The 20,881-nt window shown below is 60.6% G+C and carries 14 protein-coding genes; 8 read left to right on the forward strand and 6 right to left on the reverse strand.

Features of this window, described 5'->3' with window-relative positions; genetic code table 11:
• Positions 1 to 45: 45 nt before the first annotated feature.
• From ACYVIT_RS09895 to ACYVIT_RS09910, 4 genes are all read right to left on the reverse strand, one after another.
• The gene (locus ACYVIT_RS09895; protein WP_415807520.1) at positions 46 to 2,007 is read right to left on the reverse strand and encodes a 3-hydroxyacyl-CoA dehydrogenase NAD-binding domain-containing protein; all 1,962 of its coding nucleotides are present in this window, start codon (positions 2,005 to 2,007) and stop codon (positions 46 to 48) included.
• The gene (locus tag ACYVIT_RS09900; RefSeq protein ID WP_415807519.1) at positions 2,004 to 3,290 is read right to left on the reverse strand and encodes an acetyl-CoA C-acetyltransferase; all 1,287 of its coding nucleotides are present in this window, start codon (positions 3,288 to 3,290) and stop codon (positions 2,004 to 2,006) included. The genes ACYVIT_RS09895 and ACYVIT_RS09900 overlap by 4 nt, the downstream gene beginning before the upstream one ends.
• Before the next feature lie 23 nt (positions 3,291 to 3,313).
• Positions 3,314 to 5,662, reverse strand: a complete 2,349-nt coding sequence (locus ACYVIT_RS09905; RefSeq protein ID WP_415807517.1) for an acyl-CoA dehydrogenase — start codon at positions 5,660 to 5,662, stop codon at positions 3,314 to 3,316.
• An 84-nt stretch (positions 5,663 to 5,746) separates the two neighbouring features.
• Entirely contained in the window at positions 5,747 to 6,511 is a 765-nt protein-coding gene (locus ACYVIT_RS09910; protein ID WP_415807516.1) for a TetR/AcrR family transcriptional regulator, read from the reverse strand.
• Positions 6,512 to 6,813: 302 nt separating this feature from the next.
• On the opposite strand from ACYVIT_RS09910, the gene epsC reads away from it, so the two are divergent.
• On the forward strand, positions 6,814 to 7,761 hold the full coding sequence (gene epsC, locus ACYVIT_RS09915; RefSeq protein WP_415807515.1) for a serine O-acetyltransferase EpsC: 948 nt from the start codon (positions 6,814 to 6,816) through the stop codon (positions 7,759 to 7,761).
• Positions 7,762 to 7,774: 13 nt separating this feature from the next.
• Positions 7,775 to 8,632, forward strand: coding sequence for an NAD-dependent protein deacetylase (locus ACYVIT_RS09920; RefSeq protein WP_415807514.1), 858 nt, complete (start codon positions 7,775 to 7,777; stop codon positions 8,630 to 8,632).
• A 324-nt stretch (positions 8,633 to 8,956) separates the two neighbouring features.
• Here ACYVIT_RS09920 and ACYVIT_RS09925 read toward each other — a convergent pair whose 3' ends face one another.
• Positions 8,957 to 9,805, reverse strand: coding sequence for an inositol monophosphatase family protein (locus ACYVIT_RS09925; protein ID WP_415807513.1), 849 nt, complete (start codon positions 9,803 to 9,805; stop codon positions 8,957 to 8,959).
• A gap of 243 nt (positions 9,806 to 10,048) precedes the next feature.
• On the opposite strand from ACYVIT_RS09925, the gene ACYVIT_RS09930 reads away from it, so the two are divergent.
• Positions 10,049 to 11,710 carry an L-lactate permease gene (locus ACYVIT_RS09930; RefSeq protein WP_415807512.1) on the forward strand — a complete coding sequence of 554 codons (1,662 nt, stop codon included), beginning with the start codon at positions 10,049 to 10,051 and terminating at the stop codon, positions 11,708 to 11,710.
• Positions 11,711 to 12,482: 772 nt separating this feature from the next.
• Here ACYVIT_RS09930 and ACYVIT_RS09935 read toward each other — a convergent pair.
• A complete protein-coding gene (locus ACYVIT_RS09935) occupies positions 12,483 to 13,376 on the reverse strand; it encodes a DUF72 domain-containing protein (protein ID WP_415807510.1) in 894 nt (297 codons plus the stop codon).
• Between the two features lie 83 nt (positions 13,377 to 13,459).
• Here ACYVIT_RS09935 and ACYVIT_RS09940 point away from each other — a divergent pair, with 83 nt between their 5' ends.
• The 5 genes from ACYVIT_RS09940 (at position 13,460) to ACYVIT_RS09960 (ending at position 20,881) form a co-directional block, all read left to right on the forward strand.
• The gene (locus ACYVIT_RS09940) at positions 13,460 to 15,538 is read left to right on the forward strand and encodes an ATP-dependent helicase (protein WP_415807509.1); all 2,079 of its coding nucleotides are present in this window, start codon (positions 13,460 to 13,462) and stop codon (positions 15,536 to 15,538) included.
• A gap of 74 nt (positions 15,539 to 15,612) precedes the next feature.
• A complete protein-coding gene (locus ACYVIT_RS09945; protein WP_415807507.1) occupies positions 15,613 to 16,617 on the forward strand; it encodes a magnesium and cobalt transport protein CorA in 1,005 nt (334 codons plus the stop codon).
• A 157-nt stretch (positions 16,618 to 16,774) separates the two neighbouring features.
• The gene (locus tag ACYVIT_RS09950; protein WP_415807506.1) at positions 16,775 to 17,494 is read left to right on the forward strand and encodes a thermonuclease family protein; all 720 of its coding nucleotides are present in this window, start codon (positions 16,775 to 16,777) and stop codon (positions 17,492 to 17,494) included.
• A 154-nt stretch (positions 17,495 to 17,648) separates the two neighbouring features.
• Entirely contained in the window at positions 17,649 to 19,907 is a 2,259-nt protein-coding gene (locus ACYVIT_RS09955) for an ABC transporter substrate-binding protein (RefSeq protein ID WP_415807505.1), read from the forward strand.
• Positions 19,904 to 20,881 (forward strand): ABC transporter permease, encoded by a 978-nt coding sequence (locus tag ACYVIT_RS09960; protein WP_094822352.1) that lies wholly within the window; start codon positions 19,904 to 19,906, stop codon positions 20,879 to 20,881. Before ACYVIT_RS09955 ends, ACYVIT_RS09960 begins: the two co-directional genes overlap by 4 nt.

A 20,881-nucleotide genomic window follows, 5' to 3' on the forward strand; every position in this document is an offset into this window, starting at 1 on the left:
AGGCGTAAATACAGGTACTGCATGGGCCTGTGCGTCGGCGCCTTTTTATGTCGTACTGGTGTTGTGCAGCTTGTTATTCCGGTAGTGCAGCGGCCCGCCCGTGAATGGGGCAAAGCCTGTGCCAAAGATCACGCCCGCATCAGCCAGGTCGGCGTCGGCGACGACGCGTTGATCGACCTGCTGTTGCGTGCGTTCGATAAGGGGTGCGATTAATTGTTCTGCCAGGCCCGCGGGCGGTGTTCCTGGTTCGCGCTTGCGAGCTTTGCCGTCATGCCAGGTGTAAAAGCCCTGGCCGCTTTTGCGGCCCAGATCCCCGCGGGCAATACGATCGGCCAGGCAGCGCGGCGGCTCTGCCTGTTGCGTGAGTTGCTGCCCGGCCGCCAGGGCGATATCCAGGCCCACTGTGTCCGCTAATTCCAGCGGCCCCATGGGCATGCCAAAGTCTGTCATGGCGCGATCGACGGTCTCCGGCGAAACGCCCTTATCCACGTGGCGCATGGCAGCCAGCATATAGGGCGCCAGCACCGCATTGACCAGAAATCCTGGCGCATCGTTCACGGGCAACGGCAGTTTGCCGAGCTGGCCGACAAACGCGCAGGCGCGCGCTTGTATTCCTTGTTCATCGGGGCCTGCCTGGACGACCTCGACCAATGGCATTTGCGCGACGGGATTGAAAAAGTGAATACCGACCAGCCGATGCGGTACAGTCAACCCGGCCCGCAAGGTGGCCAGCGACAGACTGGACGTGTTTGTGGCCAGGATCGCATCGGGTTTGAGGCGGGGTTCAATCGCACGATACAGGGCCTGCTTGGCCTCGGCCTGTTCCGTGATGGCTTCGATCACCAGGTCGGCGCGTGCGACGCCGTCGCCCGCCGGATCCGGGATCAAGCGATCGGCGGCCGCCCGCGCGGCATAGGGGTCTTTGAGTTTGCGTGAGTAGAGCGTCGCGGCTCGGCCGATGGCGGGGGCGATGCGTGCGGCATCCTGGTCTTGCAACGTAACCGTCATGCCTTTCAGTGCGCACCAGGCCGCGATGTCGCCGCCCATCGTGCCGGCCCCGACCACGTGCACATGCTGTACAGGCGAAGCCCCCTCACGCGCTTTGCCGCAGGACTTCAGGCGTTCTTGCAAACGGAATACCCGCAGCAGATTGCGCGCTGTATCGGAGGTCAGGATGCGATCGATGACCTGTGGCGCTGCAAGGGCGTTGCCGCCGTATTGCGACCAGAGGGTGATGATGGCAGGCGCAGCAGGATAGTGGCCCAGGGGGTCTTTGGCGTTGACTTGTTTCTGCGCGCGTTTGGCCACCAGCGATTTGAAGGGTGCATGGTTCATCCACCCGGCGATGCCGCGCGCTCGACGAGCCGGTTTGCCAGACAATACATGACGGCGCGCAGCCGTGTCCGATAGCCTCGGCGGCACGCGTGCATCGACCAGGCCCAACGTGGCGGCCTTGCGCGCATCGGCAGGGCGTCCCGTCAACATCATGTCCAGCGCGGCGGCGGGACCGATCAGGGCAGGCAAGCGGCGCATGCCACCCCAACCGGGAAAAATACCCAGCATGACTTCCGGCAGCGCCAGCGAGGTGCCCGGTATATCCACCGCTAATCGATAGCGGCATGCGAGCGCCAGTTCCAGGCCACCGCCCAGGCAATGTCCCTGGATCAAGGCAAGGGTGGGATAGGGTACGCTGGCCAACCGGTTGAACAACTGCCAACCTCGTTCCACCAGCACGTGCGCTTGTTGCGGCGTATCGAGCCCGGCGAATTCTTCTACGTCGGCGCCGGCGATAAAGCCTGCGGCCTTTCCGGAACGTATGATCAGACCCGCCGGCGGCGCCGACTGCAAAGTGTCCAGGACCTGGGCAAGCTCGGTCATGACCTCGGCCGACAAGGCATTGACGGCGCTGTCGGCGCGATCGATCGTCAGCCATGCCAAACCATCGGCTTCGCGCGCCAGGCGCCAGTGCCGCCATTGCGATGGCGAGATCTCTGTCGTGGACGTCATTGCGCAGTCTCCGTTTCGAGCAGCATGGCGCCGCCTTGTCCGCCACCGATGCAAATCGCTGCCATGCCACGTTGCAAGCCACGCTCCCGTAGCAGTTGCAGCAGATGCAGCACGATACGTGCACCCGAAGCGCCGACGGGATGGCCGAGCGCGATGGCGCCGCCTTCGACGTTCAAGCGTGCTTGATCCAGCACGCCCCAGGGTTCAGTGCCGAGCTCCTCACGGCAATAGACGGTATCGTTCCACGCCGCCAGGCACGCCAGCACCTGCGCGGCAAAGGCCTCATTGATTTCCCACAGGTCCAGATCGTTCAAACCCAAATGATGCCGCTGCAGGATCGAGGTGGTGGCGTGTACCGGCCCCAACCCCATCTGCGCGGGATCCAGGCCCGCCCATTGCGAATCGACGATACGTCCCAAGGGTTGCAGGTTCCAGCGTTTGACTGCGTCCTCGGAGGCCAGTAGCAGCAACGCCGCGCCGTCGGTGACTTGCGAGCTATTGCCGGCGGTGATGTTGCCCCAGGGTTTGTCGAATACCGGACGTAGTTTGCCCAGCCTCTCGACAGTGGAATCATCGCGTACGCCGTCATCGGTGGGATAGAGTGTGCCGCGCGCATCGATCAGCGGCGCGATCTCGCGAGCGGCCGCCTCTCTGGCCGCCAGAGCTCGGGCATGACTGCGTGCCGCGTACTCGTCCATCGCCTGGCGACTGATGCCAAATCGTGTGGCGAGGTTTTCTGCGGTCTGTCCCATGGACAGCCCCACCACGGGATCGGTGAGTCCCTTGACCAGGCCGATCACGGGGGCGATGCTGCGCCATGGAAAACGGCGCAGCGCCGTGAAACGATCGCCTGCGCCGCGCGCTGCGGCCCAGCTTGCGAGCCAGCGCGTCATCTCATCGGAGACAAGCAATGGTGCACGTGACAGGGCATCGACGCCACCCGCCAGGACGAGCGAGGAACGGCCGGTGTGTATGTTCGCGATGGCGCTGTCGAGCGCCTGCATGCCGGAGGCGCAGTTGCGCATGACGGTCCAGCCAGGCACGCGATGACCGCAGCCCAACCGCAACGCAATCACGCGGCCGATGTTGACCTCGTCTGCCGACGGCGCTGCGCAACCCACGATGACTTCGTCGAGGTCGGCGGGTGCAAAGGGTTGCCGCAGCAAAAGCTCACGTCCGGCTTGTACCGCCAGGTCCGCGGCAGAAAAGGGACCCGGCGCATTGCGCGCCTTCAGGAAAGGAGTGCGCGCACCGTCCACGACGTAGATAGGGGCGTGTGGCATAAGGTTTCCTTGGCGTATGTGCCTTAAGCGGCCTTGCGTTGAGCGCCGGGCTGGACGGCGCCTGTCATTCCGAAGTCGAACGGAAAATCGTCGACCCGGATGACTTGATCGCGCAGCGTATCGCGGCGCTTGATGCATTCATAATCTCGCTGATCTAATCCCCCGCGCGCATGTGCTGCCTCGGCCAGGTCGCGGACGTTGGCGCGCGGATCACCTGTGAGCGCGCCGGTTTTTTCATAGGCGCGCAGGTGCGCATCGGCAGCCTCTGCATCCAGCGTGGCGACGAGAGCTTGTTCCAACGCACCGACGGGCTCATCATCGGTGTCCGGCACATGGCAGTTGGCAGTCAGACGTTCTCGTGTGGCGCCAGGCTCTGTCAGCAGGCGAGCAACACGTTGGCTTAACTCGTCGGATGGTGTGTGCTGCATGAGTCCCCAGGGAAACACCAGTCGGCGTAGCGTCCAGCCTACCGAACGTTGTGGCAGGTTGTCCAGTACGCCGACGAATGCAGCCTGCAAATGTTGCAGCGCGTCCTGCAGTGCCCAGTGGGCCAGCGGCGCATCTGCCGATTGCCTGCCGTCATCCTCGAATCGCTTCAGTACGGCAGAGGCCAGGTACATCTGCGACAGGATATCGCCCAACCGTGCCGACAAGCGCTCGCGGCGTTTGAGGCTGCCGCCCAGCAGCGCCATCGATAGATCGGCAAGCAACGCAAAACTGCACGCATAGCGTGTGAGCTGGCGGTAATAGCCATGCATCTCAGGCGCCGCCGAGGCCGGCGCGCGTGCTAGGCGTCCTCCGGTCACTGCGTGGCCCACTGTGCGTAAACCATTACCCACTACAAATCGGATATGACGCCAGAACGCACGGTCGAAGGCTTTCAACCCCTCTTGGGTATCGCTGTTTCCCGCGGCCTGCATTTCTGCCAGGACATACGGATGACAACGGATCGCACCTTGGCCAAAGATAATCAGACTGCGCGTCAGGATGTTTGCGCCTTCCACTGTGATGCCTACAGGGACCTGCTGATAGGCCCGCCCCAGAAAATTCGACGGCCCCAGGCAGATGCCCTTGCCGCCGATCACGTCCATGCCGTCGTTGACGACTTGCCGCGCGCGTTCAGTGATGTGGTATTTAACGATGGCGGACACTACCGAGGGCTTTTCGCCGAGGTCGATCGCGCCGGCAGTCATCACTCGCGCTGCGTCCATCAGATAGGTATGTCCACCAATACGGGCCAGGGCTTCTTCGACGCCTTCAAAGCGTCCCACCGGCGTGCGGAACTGGCTGCGCACTCGCGCATAGGCGCCGACGGTGCGTGCTGTCAGTTGCGACATTCCCGTATTCGAGGCCGGCAATGAGATCGAGCGGCCGGCTGCCAAGCATTCCATCAGCATGCGCCAGCCTTGACCCGCTCTGGCCGGGCCGCCGATGATGAAATCCAGCGGCATGAATACATCCGTGCCACGCGTGGGGCCATTCATGAACATGGCATTCAACGGGAGATGACGCCGTCCCGTTTCTACACCGGGATGATCGTGCGGCACCAGTGCGCACGTGATGCCGACATCAGCGGGACCGCCCAGCAATCCATCCGGGTCATAGAGCCGGAATGCCAATCCCAGCAACGTGCACACCGGGGCGAGCGTGATATAGCGCTTGTCCCAGGTCACGCGCATGCCCAGCACTTCCTGGCCCTGCCACATGCCTTTGCAGACGACGCCCGAGTCTGGAATCGCGGCGGCATCGGAGCCGGCCCAAGGGCTCGTCAGCGCGAACGCGGGGACTTCTTCGCCACGAGCCAAGCGGGGCAAATAATGATTTTTTTGAGCATCAGTCCCGTAGTGCAGCAGTAATTCTGCTGGTCCCAGCGAGTTGGGTACCATGACCGACACAGCCAGCGCAGACGAGCGCGTCGACAGTTTGGTGATGATCTGCGAATGCGCGTAGGCTGAGAAACCCAGGCCGCCGTATTCGCGCGGGATGATCATGCCCAAGAAACCATTGCGCTTGAGATAGTCCCAGGTATCGGCAGACAGGTCATATTGTTTTTGCGTGACCTGCCAGTCATCCACCATGCGGCACGCTTGTTCCGTCTGATTGTCCAGAAATTGTTGTTCGTCGGCAGTCAGTGCGGGCTTGGGCAGATCGAGCAGTCGCTGCCAATCAGGCCGCCCGCGAAACAGTTCGCCTTCCCACCAGACGGTGCCGGCCTCCAGCGCATCGCGTTCGGTGTCGGACATCGGCGGCAGGACTTTGCGATAGGCCTGAAACAAGGGGCGCGACAAGAGCGTGCGCCGGATCGGTGGCACGGCCAGTACGATGACGATCGAGGCTATCAAGATGCCGCTGATCGCAAAGAGTCCGTTCATCTTATGTTGTCTCCGTCAGGGTTGTTGCCGGTGCCCGTTGCGAGTCTCAAATGCTGCATGCGGGCGAATGTTTTATTCGTGCCGTCAGGGCGTTGCGTGCGACGCCGACGCAGGGGGCAAGGGCGCGCGCAAACCGCCCAATAAAAAGCTCATCAATCGTTGCAGTGTGCGCTCGGGATCGTGAGTCGGATCGCCGTCTTCCACGCTCCAGCCCATGGCAAGTCGCAAGACTTCGGTGCCGACGATGGCGTACGAGGTGGCGCCGAGCATGAATTGAAATCGCCAGATGATCTCGGTGCGAGGCACATCGGGCAGCGCCTTGAAAAAGGCGTTCTGATAGCGTTCCATGACACTGGCGTATTCCTCGGCCACGATGGCGCGGATAAAACCGGTGGGATCCGTCATGGTGCGCTCGAGCAGCGGCAGAAAGTTCTTGCCCACGTGTTCGGGACGCGATGCCAGGCGCAGCAGGGTGCCAAAGAACGCATCGACGATTTGCGAGGGCTTGAGCGGTTGTCCTTGTGCCTGAGCCTCCAGTTCGTCCAGCAGGCGCAGCCGTTCCTGATTGAGCACAGCCAAGCGGCGCTTCAGCACGGCCTGTACCAGTGAATCTTTGGAGCCGAAGTGGTAGTTCACGGCAGCCAGATTGACACCGGCCTCACTCGTGATCTGCCGCATTGAGGTGCCATCGTACCCTTGCTGTGCAAAAAGCCGTTCTGCCGTGTCCAGGATGATGTCGCGTGTTGGCTGCCCTAGCGGCTGGAGGTCATCGGACCCGTTCGCCGACGAGTTCGGGGCGCCATGGAGAGGCCTGGGGCTTTCTGCAGCGGCAGCAGTGGGCTTATTCATCAGTTATTTCATTCAAACGTTCGTTTGAATGAAATATAAAGGCAGATAGGTTTTTGATCGAGTCAGCATTAACCCGTAGGTGGTTTTTGGGGATGGCGCAGGCGTTCTGCCGGGTTGATCAACAGGCGATGCGCGCGCAATGTAGCGCCAAAACCCCATTGTGAGACGGGTCGCGCGAGGCAAAATCCGCGCTAGCGGTTACAGTTCATGCATATTGCGTTGCAGAATGCGCGACGCAGGCTTTTCTCCGAGGTTTTCATGTTTGAATGCACGCCGGCTGCGTTAGCCGCAGGACTGTTGTCATGAACGATTCGTCTCAAGCTCACTGGAATCTGGACCATATCGTTTCCGGGCTGCGAGCGGCCCGTGTCGACTGGCGCGGCCCGCGCGGGCGCCTGCGCGAGGATTCGGGCGATCGCGAGTTTCCCTCGCAGGAAAGTCTGCGCACCATCATTCGGCAATTGTGCGGAGCGTTGTTTCCGATGCGCCTGGGGCCTATTGATCTGCGCGCCGAGGTCGAGGACTTTTACGTCGGGCATACCATCGGTGCGGCGTTGGACGCGTTGCTGCACCAGGTCTGTCTGGAGTTGCACCACATGGGCCGTAACACGGGCGAGGCGGAATCAGACGATACGATACATGCCCGCGCAGTGCAGATCGTGCGTCAGTTTGGCGCTGCGTTGCCGCAAGTTCGGCGGGCATTGGATCTGGATGTGACAGCGGCCTATCAGGGAGACCCTGCCGCGCATAGTGTCGATGAAGTGCTGCTGTGCTATCCCGGCGTAGCCGCGATGATTCATCATCGCTTGGCCAGTGTGCTTTACAAGCTGGGCGTGCCCATGCTGGCCCGCATCGTGGCCGAGATCGCGCATGCCGATACGGGGATCGACATCCACCCGGGCGCGACCATCGGCAAGAGCTTCTTTATTGATCACGGCACAGGCGTCGTGATCGGCGAGACGGCCATCATCGGGGACCGTGTACGGCTCTATCAGATGGTGACCTTGGGCGCGAAGCGTTTTCCGCCAGGCGAAAACGGCGAGCTCAAAAAAGGCCTGCCGCGTCACCCGATTATTGAGGACGATGTGGTGATTTATTCCGGCGCGACGATCCTGGGGCGCGTGACGATCGGCCGCGGTTCGGTCATCGGCGGCAACGTCTGGCTCACGCGCAGTGTGCCGGCCCAGAGCACCGTGACGCAGGCCAGTCTGGTCAGCAACATGCCCAATTGCGGGCTGGGCAGCTTATAAGGCATCACCACACATGCCAGACTTCGAGGCGCTGGGCGAGTTTATCGATGGGCACAGGCATCTGTTTGTGTTGACGGGCGCAGGCTGTAGCACGGGCTCGGGCATTCCTGATTATCGCGATGCCGATGGCCAATGGAAACGCAGCCCGCCGATCGATTTTCAGGCCTTCATGGGCAGCGATGCCGCGCGGGCGCGCTATTGGGCGCGCAGTACCGTAGGGTGGCGCCGTTTTGGCCATGTGCAACCCAACGCAGCGCATCGCGCGCTCGCGTTGCTCGAAACGCGAGGCCACATCCGCCTGTTGGTTACGCAGAACGTCGATGGGTTGCATCAAGCCGCCGGCAGTCGCAACGTGCTGGATTTGCACGGCCGTCTGGACGAGGTGCGCTGCATGCGTTGCGATTGGCGCGGCCCGCGTGCTGCCTGGCAGGCACAATTGAACTCGCGTAATCCGGATTGGGCTGAACTGGATGCTGCCGATGCGCCCGACGGCGATGCCGATCTGGAAGGCGTGGATTTCGGCAGTTTTGTCGTCCCGGCCTGTCCCCGCTGTGGCGGTATCGTCAAACCCGATGTGGTGTTTTTTGGTGAAAGCATTCCGCCAGAACGCGGAGTGCGGGCACGGGATGCGCTCGAGCATGCGGATGCCGTGCTGGTCGTCGGATCGTCATTGATGGTGCACTCGGGCTATCGCTACGTGCGAGCAGCCTCGGAGGCCGGGCTGCCTATCGCTGCGTTGAATCTTGGGCGTACGCGAGCCGATGAGTTGTTCACCTTGAAGGTGTCGGCCTCCTGTGCAGAAACTCTGGACGCGTTATATGGTCCTTCTTTTTTGTCGCCGGGCCGCCCCAAGGCAAAAAACGCCCCCTAGGGGGCAGCAAGCCGAAGGCGCGGCGTGGGAGCCTTTTTCGCCACTGAAGGATTCAGCGGTGAGAGCCGGTGCAGTGGGTTCTGGCGCGTCTGACCCGGCTGCGTGACGGGTATCCGCTGGGGGGGCATGCAGCGATGGTGCTGATCAGTCCTGAACGAAATTCCTAAGTCTTTGGCCCCGTTGGCTTTTTCGCCAAAGACCCCAGGCTGTCCATAGGGTTGTCCACAAAATCTGGGGATAAGTTCCGACGGCAGTCGTCATATTTTCCAGAGAGTGGCGATGCTCGCTGGCCAACATCACATGCGTCGCGCGGCATCCGCCTCTCTATAGCGGTGGGAAATCCTCGCCCATCAGCGCGCGTCGCGTCGCATGCCAACTGCCTACATCCGGCGCATAAAGCAAACCTCCCGTACGATGCGTCGGTTTGTACGGACTGGCGTCAAAGTGCGCGGAGAATCCGCCGGCTTCGCGATGCAATAACCAGCCCGCCGCGTGATCCCAGGGATCGAGCTTGTTGTAGAGCATGACGTGGCAGTGGCCACTGACTGCCAGACGATATTCGTGTGCGGCACAGCGTAGCGACGCAGTCGCGCCCAACGCGGCCAGATTTCCGTTGACGGTGCTGCGTAGAGGCTCTGGCAGAAACCCGGTTGAAATCATGCCATCCATGTCGTGGGGCGGCGCCGGCTGTGCCACTTTCAGTGGCGTCTGTGTGCCATCGGCCGACTCGGACCAGGCGCCATCGCCCCGTACGGCCATGGCCCAGTCATGCGCAACCGGGTCGTAAATGACGCCGGCCAACACGTCGCCGCGATGGCACACGGCGACCATCATGCCAAACAAAGGCAGGCCCGCCACGAAATTGCGCGTGCCGTCGATCGGATCGATCAAAAAAGCCAAGTCGGCATCGACCAGCATATTCAGCAAGGCGGGATTACGCGCCGAGGCTTCTTCGCCCACCATGATCGCGCCGGGATAGAGCTTGGCGAGTTTGGTGGTGATAAAGCGTTCCGCGGCCTCGTCGGCATCGGTGACCAGGTCACGCGGCGAGCTCTTGGTATGCACGGCGCCGGCAGTGAGCCGGCGAAAACGCGGCATCACTTCGACCTGCGCGGCTTCGGCCAGGATAGCCGCAATGCGGCGGGTGTCGTCTCGGGTAAAGGTGCGGGTCATGCGAGGCTCTAGGGAACGGTGCACAAATCTAGCACGTTTGCAGGGCAGGGTGTTTAGGCTCGGCAGACAGATTCTTAGTCAGCTTAGATGGTTTCCTTACCGGGAACTTACGTTCATGCAACTGTCAGGAACTCGCTGGTTACATGCGCGGGCTAGACCTGTGATTGGCAGTTATCTGAACAACAAACGTGCGTTCCCGTGGGGGACGCTGACGACTTACTAGGTTGAACCGGAGACGACAGCATGACTTGGCAGCAGATCTATGACCCCTTTGGAAATATGTTTATTTCCACGCTACTGGCAGCATTACCCGTAGTGGTGATGCTGGCAGCGCTCGGGGTTTTTCATATCAAGGCGCACATCGCCGCGGGCATGGGGCTGATCACCGCCTTGCTCGTCGCGATCTTTGCCTATGGCATGCCGGCCGAGATGGCGGGGCGTGCAGCGGTGTTCGGGGGCTTTACCGGCCTGCTGCCCATCGGCTGGATCGTGCTCAATATTATTTTCCTGCACCAGCTGACCGAGCAGAACGGCAGTTTCAAGGTCTTGCAGGACTCGCTCTCGGGCATTACTGAGGACCGCCGCATTCAGTTGCTGCTGATTGCTTTTAGCTTTGGGGCCTTTTTTGAAGGGGCGGCCGGGTTCGGCACGCCCGTAGCCGTGACCGCAGCCATCTTGATCGGCTTGGGTTTTTCGCCACTCGCAGCCTCGGGCCTGTCGCTGATTGCAAATACGGCACCGGTGGCGTTCGGCGCCTTGGGTACACCCGTGATCACCCTGGCCAAGGTGCACGGCTATGAGCTGGATCAGGTCACGGCCATGATCGGGCGGCAACTGCCGTTCTTTTCCTTGCTGGTACCGTTCTGGCTGATCTGGGCTTTTGCGGGGCGCAAGGGCATGTGGGAAATCTGGCCCGCCATCCTCGTGACGGGGGTTTCGTTCGCGGTGCCGCAATACCTCGTCTCGAACTTTATGGGCCCCGAGTTGGTGGACATCATCGCGGCACTGGTATCGATGGCGACCCTGGTGGCATTCTTGCGTGTATGGCGGCCCAAGAACATCTGGACCTCGGCGTCGTTGCGAGGCAAAGACATCAGCGCTGCCGAAGCCAAACCTATGCAGGCGGTTGTGAGTCACAGCCGCGAGCAACTGATTGCCGCGTGGACGCCGTGGGTCATTCTGTCTGTTTTTGTTTTCATCTGGGGCCTGCCTCCGGTAAAGGCGTGGCTCAACAGCCTCTTTGCACCGGCCTTTCCGATGCCCGGTCTGCATAATCTGATTTTCAAAGTCCCGCCAGTGGTGCCGGAAGCGCACGCCGAGACTGCGGTGTATTCGTTGAATCTGTTGTCCGCGACGGGAACGGCGATTTTGCTGGCGGCCGTGGTCAGCGCCTTCGTGATGAAATACAACCCGATCGCGATCGTGCGCACGTTCTTTAAAACGATATGGCTGGTCAAGTATTCGCTGCTGACCATTGTGCTGATGCTGGCGTTGGGCACGCTGACGCGTTATTCGGGCACCGACACCACGCTGGGTCTCGCCTTTGCCAATACGGGCGTGTTGTATCCCTTCTTTGGAACCTTGATGGGATGGTTGGGTGTCGCATTGACGGGGTCCGATACGGCATCGAACGTGCTCTTTGGCGGCATGCAAAAAGTCGCTGCCGAGCAGTTGGGGCTGTCGGCCAACTTGATGGGCGCGGCAAACAGCTCGGGTGGTGTGATGGGTAAGATGATCGATGCCCAGTCGATCGTGGTTGCGTCAACGGCCACGCGCTGGTTCCATCACGAAGGCGATATCTTGCGCTATGTGTTTTTCCACTCGATTGCGTTGGCCTCCCTGGTCGGGTTGTATGTCACGTTGCAAGCCTACGTGTGGCCATTTTCGGCTATGGTGGTGCAATAAATGGGCGGCTACTGAGTAGTTTTGCGTTCCTCATGTCGTCGGGGGTTCGATGGGTGAGGAGGGCGTGCTTATTGGACGTCGAGCCGAGGCAATCGGGCCGTGAGGGCTTCACAAAGCCGGTCCGGCGCGCGGGCGCCGGACACCGTGTTCGCTCGTCTCGTCCGCGCCTTCGCGCTCCCTTCGCGCTCCCTTCGACGTCCGCTCCACTCGGCTTTGAGGCGCCCTCACGGCCCGATTGCCTCGGCTCGACTCGCAGTAACTCAAGCTCGTCACACCGCTGGCACGAGTCTCTTGCTTGGCGTTTTTCTGTGACCGTGTTGGTAAAGAGGAAGATCTTGCAGGGCTGCCATTTTCGGGTGCCCTGCACCCCCGAAAATGGCGATCAGTCCGGGCATGCAGCGGGGTGGCGTGGTGCTGGTTTGGAAGATCTGCTTGGCTAGAGTTGACGCGTGCGGCGATGATGCGTAGTTCATCTCTAGGTATAACGAACTCGTAGCTCGAGAGATCTTCTGCTTATCTCCAATGCCAAAGCCATGGCATGCAGATCACGAACGCTATTCATTGGCGCGCCCCTAGGCGCCAATGAATAGCGGCCCTGCAAGATCTTCATCCTTGCAAACGCCAGTTCCTACGAAGCCTAAGAAAACCACCCGTGCCAGCGACGAGGGAATCAGAGATGCCCCGCTTCGACGCCCCACAGAACTCATACCCCGTCTTGCCCCGCTAAAAAACCGCGTTATTTACTTCACGGCCAACTAAAGCCCCACGTAATTCACTGATGAATACGCAATGCGGCAGCCAACCCCGCCGCGTTACGCATCCCCTGGTCCTGATAGTTGGTATTCAGCACCGCATGAGCGCTACGCACCTGCTCCGCCAAACGCTTCAGCCGTTGCGCCAGATCCGCGAGTTCCTCTGGCGAATATTCGTATTGAAAACGGCCTGAGGAGGCACCGCTAGTATTGTTCCATGCAGCCGTATTGCGCCCATGCAATCGCAACACGGCCAGCTCGGGATGCGTACTGGCCCACACCGCAGGGACCGTATTGTTGAACCCTTGCGGCGCATCGACCACCGTGTGCACCATACCTGCATCGCGCAGTAAATCCAGCGTCCACGCGCTCGCCGAGGCATTTTCAAACCAGCTACGATGGCGAAATTCCACCGCCATCAGATGCTCTTGCATGTGCCGTTCGCATTCGTGCAACAGTGCGGTCCCGCGAGGGTTTCTCTGTATCCAGGGCGCAAATTGAAAATGGATGGCACGCAGTTTGCCCGCCATCCGCAGCGGCTCCAGGCCCACCAGAAAACGTTGCCACAGTTCGCGCTGCAGCTCCGCAGGCAATTGGTGATAGAACACCGTGGGCGAAACATCGAGTTCGCGTTGAATGTCAGCAGGCAAGTCCCGCACGGGCGCCGGGTGTCCGGTAAACAGGCGAAACGCCTTGGCATGAAAGACAAAGTTGTCGGGCGTGCGTGTGGCCCATGCATGCGCGGTGCGGCCATCGGGCAGGCGATAGTACGTGGCGTCGACCTCGACCAGCTTGAACTGACTGGCGTAATAGCGCAGACGCGCCTCGGGCGTGCGCACGTCCGGCGGGTAAAAGCGGCCGCACGCCAATAGCGTCGGGTCGGTCCAGGATGCGGTGCCAGTGAGGATAGACATGGTGGGGCGCGGGACGTGTCGCGGTGGGCAGTAACAGGAAAGATCCGTTATTATCTGTATGAATATACAGTTATTTTTCCCTCATGGCTGCTGACTCCGATTATCTATCCGACCTCAATCCCGCCCAGCGCGAGGCCGCGGAATTCGGCGTGGGGCGGCCGGACGCGCCCGCTTTGCTGGTGATTGCGGGCGCCGGCTCGGGCAAAACCAGCACCCTGGCGCATCGCGTCGCGCATCTGGTCGTCAACGGCGCTGATCCCCAGCGCATGCTGTTGCTGACCTTTTCGCGCCGCGCGGCCATGGAGATGGAACGCCGCGTGGGCCAGGTCTTGCAGCGGGTGATGAAACTGCATCGCACGCAGCAGGCCCCCTCGTTGCCCTGGGCCGGCACGTTTCACAGCATCGGCGCGCGGCTGCTGCGCGATTGCGCCAGCCGCATTGGCCTGTCTGAAAACTTCACGATTCATGATCGGGGCGATGCCGAGGATTTGATGGGCATGGTGCGTCATGAGCTTGGATTGTCGGCCACCGCTGAGCGTTTCCCGCTCAAGGGCACTTGCCTGGCCATCTATTCGCGCGTCGTCAACAGCCAGGCCTCTGTGGCCGAGGTGTTGAAACACGCCTTCCCGTGGTGTGCGCAGTGGGAGGATCAGCTCAAGCGTTTATTTGCCGCCTATGTGCAGGCCAAACAAGATCAACAGGTTCTCGATTACGACGACCTGCTGCTGTATTGGTCCGAGATGATGCAGGACAGCGTATTGGCCCAGGATGTCGGCGCACGATTCGATCATGTGCTGGTCGATGAATACCAGGACACCAATCGTTTGCAATCCGCTATTTTGCTGGCGATGAAACCGGATGGCCGGGGCCTGACTGTCGTCGGCGATGATGCGCAATCGATCTATTCTTTCCGCGCGGCGACCGTACGCAATATCCTGGATTTCCCCTCGCAATTCGCGCAGCCTGCGCATGTCATCACATTGGATCGCAACTATCGCTCGACGCAGACGATTCTGGATGCGTCCAATGCCGTGATCGATCTGGCCAGCGAACGCTTCACGAAAAACCTCTGGACCGATCGAGAGTCCACCAGCCGCCCCGCACTAGTCACGGTGAGCGACGAGGCCGGCCAGGCGCGTTGGGTCGCCGATCAAGTCCTGGCGCATCGCGAGGCGGGCGCCACACTGAAATCGCAGGCCGCCTTGTTTCGAGCCTCGAATCACAGCGCGGCGCTCGAGCTCGAGCTCACGCGTCGCAATATCCCGTTCGTGAAATTCGGGGGGCTGCGTTTTCTCGAGGCCGCCCACATCAAGGACGTCCTGTCATTGCTGCGGTGGGCGGAAAATCCCCGCAGCCGTCTGTCCGGGTTCCGGGTTGCTCAATTGCTGCCCGGCATCGGGCCCGCGATCGCGGGCCGGTTGATGGATGCCTTGGCAGACGCCGCCGATCCTATGGCCGTGCTCAGGGACTTCAAGCCCGGGACGGCAGCGAAAGCGGACTGGCAGGCCTTTGTGGACGCCTATGCCGCGTTACGGGCGCCTGGGCAGCGTTGGCCGACGGATCTGGACACCGCGCTGCGCTGGTACGCCCCGCAACTAGAGCGCTTGTATGACGATGCGCGCGTGCGCAAGGCCGACTTGGATCAGTTGGCGCGTATCGGCGCCGGCTACGGCAGCCGCGAGCGCTTTCTGACCGAGTTGACGCTGGACCCGCCCGATGCGACCAGCGCCGAATCCGGTCCGCCGTTGCGCGACGAGGACTACATGATCTTGTCCACGATCCATTCAGCCAAGGGGCAGGAATGGAAATCGGTATTTGTGTTGAACGTGGTGGACGGATGCATCCCCTCTGACATGAGCACCGGCACCAGCGATGAAATCGAAGAAGAACGGCGTTTGCTCTATGTGGCGATGACGCGCGCGAAAGAACAATTGCAATTGATCGTGCCGCAGCGGTTCTACGTGCATCAGCAAACCGGCTTGGGCGATCGGCACGTGTACGGATCTCGCACCCGTTTCATTCCTGAATCGTTATTGCCCTTGTTCGAGTCACTGCCAAAGCCTCCCTCGCTAGAGGACCTGCCGTTCGGACGAGGGGTGCGAACGGTCGACTCTGCGCCGCGCATCGATATTGCGCAACGGGTTCGCAAGCTGTTCAGCTGAGCTATCATGCGTTGATTGCCCTGGCGAGCGCTTTGAGTCCCTGCACGTCTGGGCCTGCAACAGCGGAGGTTTGCGTGTCGCACAAAGAACCCACTCCTTCTCCGCCACAAAGCGGGGTGGTGGCATCGGTGGCGTATGTACAAGGGGAGCGTTCCCATGACGTGCCCCTGGACGAGATCAAGTCATACAACTGCCAACCGGAAAACCTGCTGTGGATCGGATTGCGCAATCCCGATCCCGAATTGTTGCGCCAGGTCGCGGACGATCTCGGTATCCGCCCCAAGACCCGCGACGAGATGCTGGAGACACACCGCCGGCCAAAGATCATCGATTTTGGCCAATGTGTCCTGATCGTGGCGATCACCGTCGAGGTCGAGAATGGCCGGCCGAGTTTTGGCGAGACTCAGATCGTCATCGGGCGCGGATTTTTGGTCACCGTGCGGCGCGGCGCGCTCGCGACGCATAGCGGGCTGCGTGAGCGTCTGGAGTCCGCCCCGGACCTGCTGCGGCGTGGCAGTGACCATGTGGCCTCTGAATTGCTCGATCTGCTGATTGATCGCTATGTTACTGCCGCCACCGCACTCGAGAGCGTCGTCGAGGGTGCGGAACAAAAATTGATGATTCGTGGCGCCAAGGATTCCGATATTCGCAAACTCTATCGGCAGCGCCGCGATTTATTGCGCATTCATACGGTCATTGCTCCGTTGGCGGAAATCTGCCGCCGCTTGGCGACCATGGATATGTCCAACGTCGACGTCAACGCACGGCCGTATTTTGCTGTCGTGGCGGACCGGGTCCTGCGCGTCGATGAACTGATCAATGGATTGCGTGAGGCTCTGGCCTTTGCCTTTGAAGCCAGCCTGATGATTGCGCAAACGCAGCAGAACGACATCACTCGGCGCTTGGCCGCCTGGGCCGCCATCCTGGCGGTGCCGACAGCCGTCGCGGGGATTTACGGGATGAATTTCGAGTTCATGCCGGAGCTCAAGTCCCATTGGGGATATCCGCTGACGTTGTTGGGTATCGCTACTGCATGCGCGGTGTTGTTTTGGCGGTTCCGTAAGTCTGGGTGGCTGTAGGGCTATAGGCTGGTCCTCTGTGCCGAGCATTGCCGGCACGGGTTTTCCTGGATCACTGCCACGGCGGCTGGTGCTCAATTTGACACTGTCCAGGCAGACCTCCGAGGCCTGAATATGGCAAACTGCATGGCGTTGTTTTTTTCAGGATATTTCCATCTTGCGTAGGCAGTTTTCCTTTGGTGGCATTGGCCGCAAACTGGGCAGCGTTCTCGGCATTGCGATCGCGGCCGTGGTGGTTCATTGGTTTCAGGGCGGCCAAGACAGTCCTCCCGCGGACACGCCTGCCAGTCAATCCGCGTCCGGCCAGCAGGTCCAGTCCTCCAGCGGTTCCGCGGGGGCTCAACGGGCGCCCACGCCTGCAACCACTCGGCCGGCAAGCTCAGGCGCCAGTGCGGTGCCCGCGGGCCGTTATACCCTGCACGGCGTGGTGAGCAAGGTCGCCGACGGCGATACCGTCACGCTGACGGTCAACGGCAAATCGCATCGTGTTCGGCTCGATAGTATTGATGCCCCCGAGGCCGGCCATAGCGCGCAGGAGCCCGGTCAACCCTATGCCGAGGCCGCGCAGCGGTATCTGGACAAACTGGTCGGGGGCAAGACTCTGACAGCGCAATGCTATCGACAAGACCAGTTCGACCGCGATGTGTGTGCGTTGATGTTGCCAGATGGCAATTCGGCCAATCGCGTGATGGTCACCTCGGGTTATGCCTGGGCCTATACCGCGCGCCGTGGCGATTATCTGAATGACGCCGCGATGCCGGGCCTGCAACAACAGGCGCGGCAGGCCGGCCTGGGTCTCTGGGCGCAAGGCGGGCCCACCGAGCCCTGGAAATGGCGCTACGAATGCTGGCGTAATCAGCGCTGCGATACTCCCTGAGCCGGCAACGTTTCCGGACCTGATGCAGTCGGGCCATCAGAACCGTGATAGCAAGGGTTATCGCTGATCCCACGGCTATTAAGGCAGGACTCGGCCGCGACCTTTGCTATGCTGTGCCCCAAGGCTTGAACGGGACATTACACGGAAACGGTTTATGGGTGCATGGCTGCAGCGGATGTCGATGGTCATACTGGTGTCGGTACTTACCCTGACGGGATGTACGCGAGACCCCATTAACAGCCCTTATGAAACCGGCGACTTGTCCGAAAACACCCTGTATACGGCGTTTGTCAGGCAGTCGCCCAAATATCTGGACCCCGCCCGCTCGTATTCCAACGACGAAACCCCCTTTACGTACAACATCTACGAGCCGCTCTATGGATATCAGTATCTGAAGCGGCCGTACGAATTGATCCCGCGTGCAGCGGCAGAGATCACGCCGCCGCGCTATCTTGATGCACAAGGGAACGTGCTACCCGTGGACGCGCCGGGAGAGCAAATTGCGGAAAGCGTTTACGACATTCCGATTCGGCCTGGCATTCGGTTTCAGCCGCACCCGGCGTTCGCCCGCGAACCTGACGGCAGCGAGAGCTATTTTCCGTTGCGGCCAGGTGAGTTGGACGACAAGTTTTACCTGACGGATTTTCCCAAAACCGGCACCCGGGAGCTCACCGCCAACGACTATGTATATGCATTCAGGCGCTTAGCCAGCCCACGGGTGGCTTCTCCGATTTATTCCCTGATGGCCGATTACGTCATCGGCATGCAGGACTACGGCAAACGCTTGCGGCAACGCGATGCCGAATTGCGCAAGGCGCTGCCGGCAGGGCAACGTGATCTGCCCTGGCTGGACCTGCGCGAGGATGACGGGTTCGAGGGCGTGCAGGCGGTCGACGACCACACCTTGCGCATCCGTATCAAGGGCAAATATCCGCAGTTCAAATATTGGCTGGCAATGACATTTACCGCGCCTATTCCTTGGGAAGCGGATCGCTTTTACAGCCAGCCAGGCATGGCCGCGCACGATTTGTCGTTGAATACGTGGCCGGCAGGGACCGGCCCCTACATGCTGGTGGAGTCGCTTCAAAACCGCCGCCATGTGCTGGCGCGCAACCCAAATTTTCGAGGCGAGCCGTACCCCTGCGAAGGCGAACCCACAGACCAGGCGCGTGGCCTGCTGGCCGATTGCGGCAAACCCACGCCGTTCCTGGACCATATCGTCTTCAACATCGAAAAAGAGGCTTTGCCTTTGACCGGCAAATTCATGCAAGGCTATTACGATATCCCGCAAGTCGAGCGCGGCGAAATCGGCGTGGCCATGCTGGTGGCTGCGGGCGACTCGCCCGACAAGGCCAAGACCTATCGCGATCATGGCATCCAGTTGCCCACGACCATCGAGACCTCGATCTGGTACATGGGGTTCAATTGGCTGGATCCCGTTGTCGGTCAGGGAGATACCCCCGAGCAACAGGAAAAAAACCGCAAGTTGCGCCAGGCCATCAGTATTGCGTTCAACTGGGAAGAGTACATCGCGGTCTTTGAAAACGATCAGGCGGTGGCGGCCAATGGGCCTGTGCCGCCGGGCGTACTCGGCTACCGTGAGCCGCCCGAGGGCATCAACCGCGAGGTCTATGACGTCGTCGACGGCAAGCCCAAACGCAAATCGCTCGAGGTGGCCAAACAATTACTCGCCCAGGCCGGCTACCCGAATGGCCGCAATGCGCAAACGGGCGCGCCCTTGATCTTGTATTACGACGCCATGACCGGTGGCGGATCCAACCCGATGTTCGACTGGATGCGCCGCCAGATGGCGCAGATCGGCATCCAGCTGGACATACGGTCGACGGACTATGGCCGTTTTCAGGACAAAATGCAGCGCGGGGCCGCGCAGATTTTTCTCTGGGGCTGGCTGGCGGACTATCCCGATGCCGAAAATTTTCTGTTCTTGTTATACGGCCCGAACGGCAAGGCCAAGCATGGCGGCGAGAACGCGGCCAACTATACCAATGCCGAATTCGATCGGCTATTCGAGCAACTGAAATATCTGGACGACGGTCCCGAAAAAGTCGCCGTCATCGATCGTATGCAAGCCATCGTGCAACGGGATGCACCGTGGATGTTCGGCTACTTTCCCATGTCGGGCGGGGCGTATCAACAATGGGTCGGTAATGCCAAACCCACGCAGATGGTGCGCAACATCCTGCAGTACATCAAAATCGATCCGGCATTGCGGGTGAGCAAAATCGACGAATGGAATACGCCACGCTGGTGGCCGTTGTGGTTATTGGTGATTGTCGTAGTGCTGGCTATCTGGCCGTCTTATGTTGCCTTGAAACGCCGTGAGCGGCAAACCGCATTCGGGTCTCGGCCGGCCACGCCGGCTGTGCAGGCATCCAAGGAGTCCCAATCATGATCGGCTATGTGATTCGCCGCCTGCTATACGGGGTGTTGATCCTGATCGGGGTGAACCTGTTGACCTTTGTGCTGTTCTTTGCCGTGAATACGCCTGACGATATGGCGCGTCTGGCTATCGGCGGCCAACGCGTGAGCCAGGAGGCGATCGACCGCTGGAAGACCGAGCATGGTTACGACAAGCCGCTGTTTTTTAATACGCAAGCCGCCGGAACGCAGCAACTGACCGATACGGTCTTCTATCAGCGCTCGGTGCCGTTGTTGACCATGGAGTTCGGCGCCTCGGATGCGGGGCGCGATATCAGCCGAGAGATCCGCATGCGCATGGGTCCCAGCCTCGCGCTGGCGATTCCGACGTTTTTCCTGGGCTTGTTTGTCAGCGTGGTGTTCTCGTTGCTGCTGGTGTATTTCCGGGCGACGCGACTGGATTTCTGGGGCGTGGTGTTGTGTGTGATATTGCTGTCGATATCCAGCTTGTTTTACATCATTGCAGGGCAGTGGTTGTTCGCAAAGTTGCTGCGGCTGGTGCCTTATTCCGGCTTTTCGGGTGGGCTGGACATGATCAAATTCCTGGCATTGCCCGTGCTCGTCGCTCTGGTGTCGCGCTTGGGACCCGAGGCGCGCTTTTATCGCGCCTTGTTTCTGGAAGAAGTCGGCAAAGACTACGTCCGCACCGCACGCGCCAAAGGTCTGACCGAGCGCGTAGTCTTGTTTCGTCATGTGTTGCGTAATGCCATGCTGCCGATCTTGACGGGGACGGTGTCGGCTATTCCCTTGTTGTTCATGGGCAGTCTGATCGCCGAGTCGTTCTTCGGGATTCCCGGATTGGGCAGCTACACCATCGACGCCATCAATGCGCAGGATTTTTCCATCGTGCGGGCCATGGTCTTTCTGGGCGCTGCGCTGTATATCGTCGGGCTGATTTTGGCCGATATCTCTTATACGCTGGCTGATCCCCGCGTACGTTTCGAGTGA

The organism is Bordetella muralis (assembly GCF_054781015.1).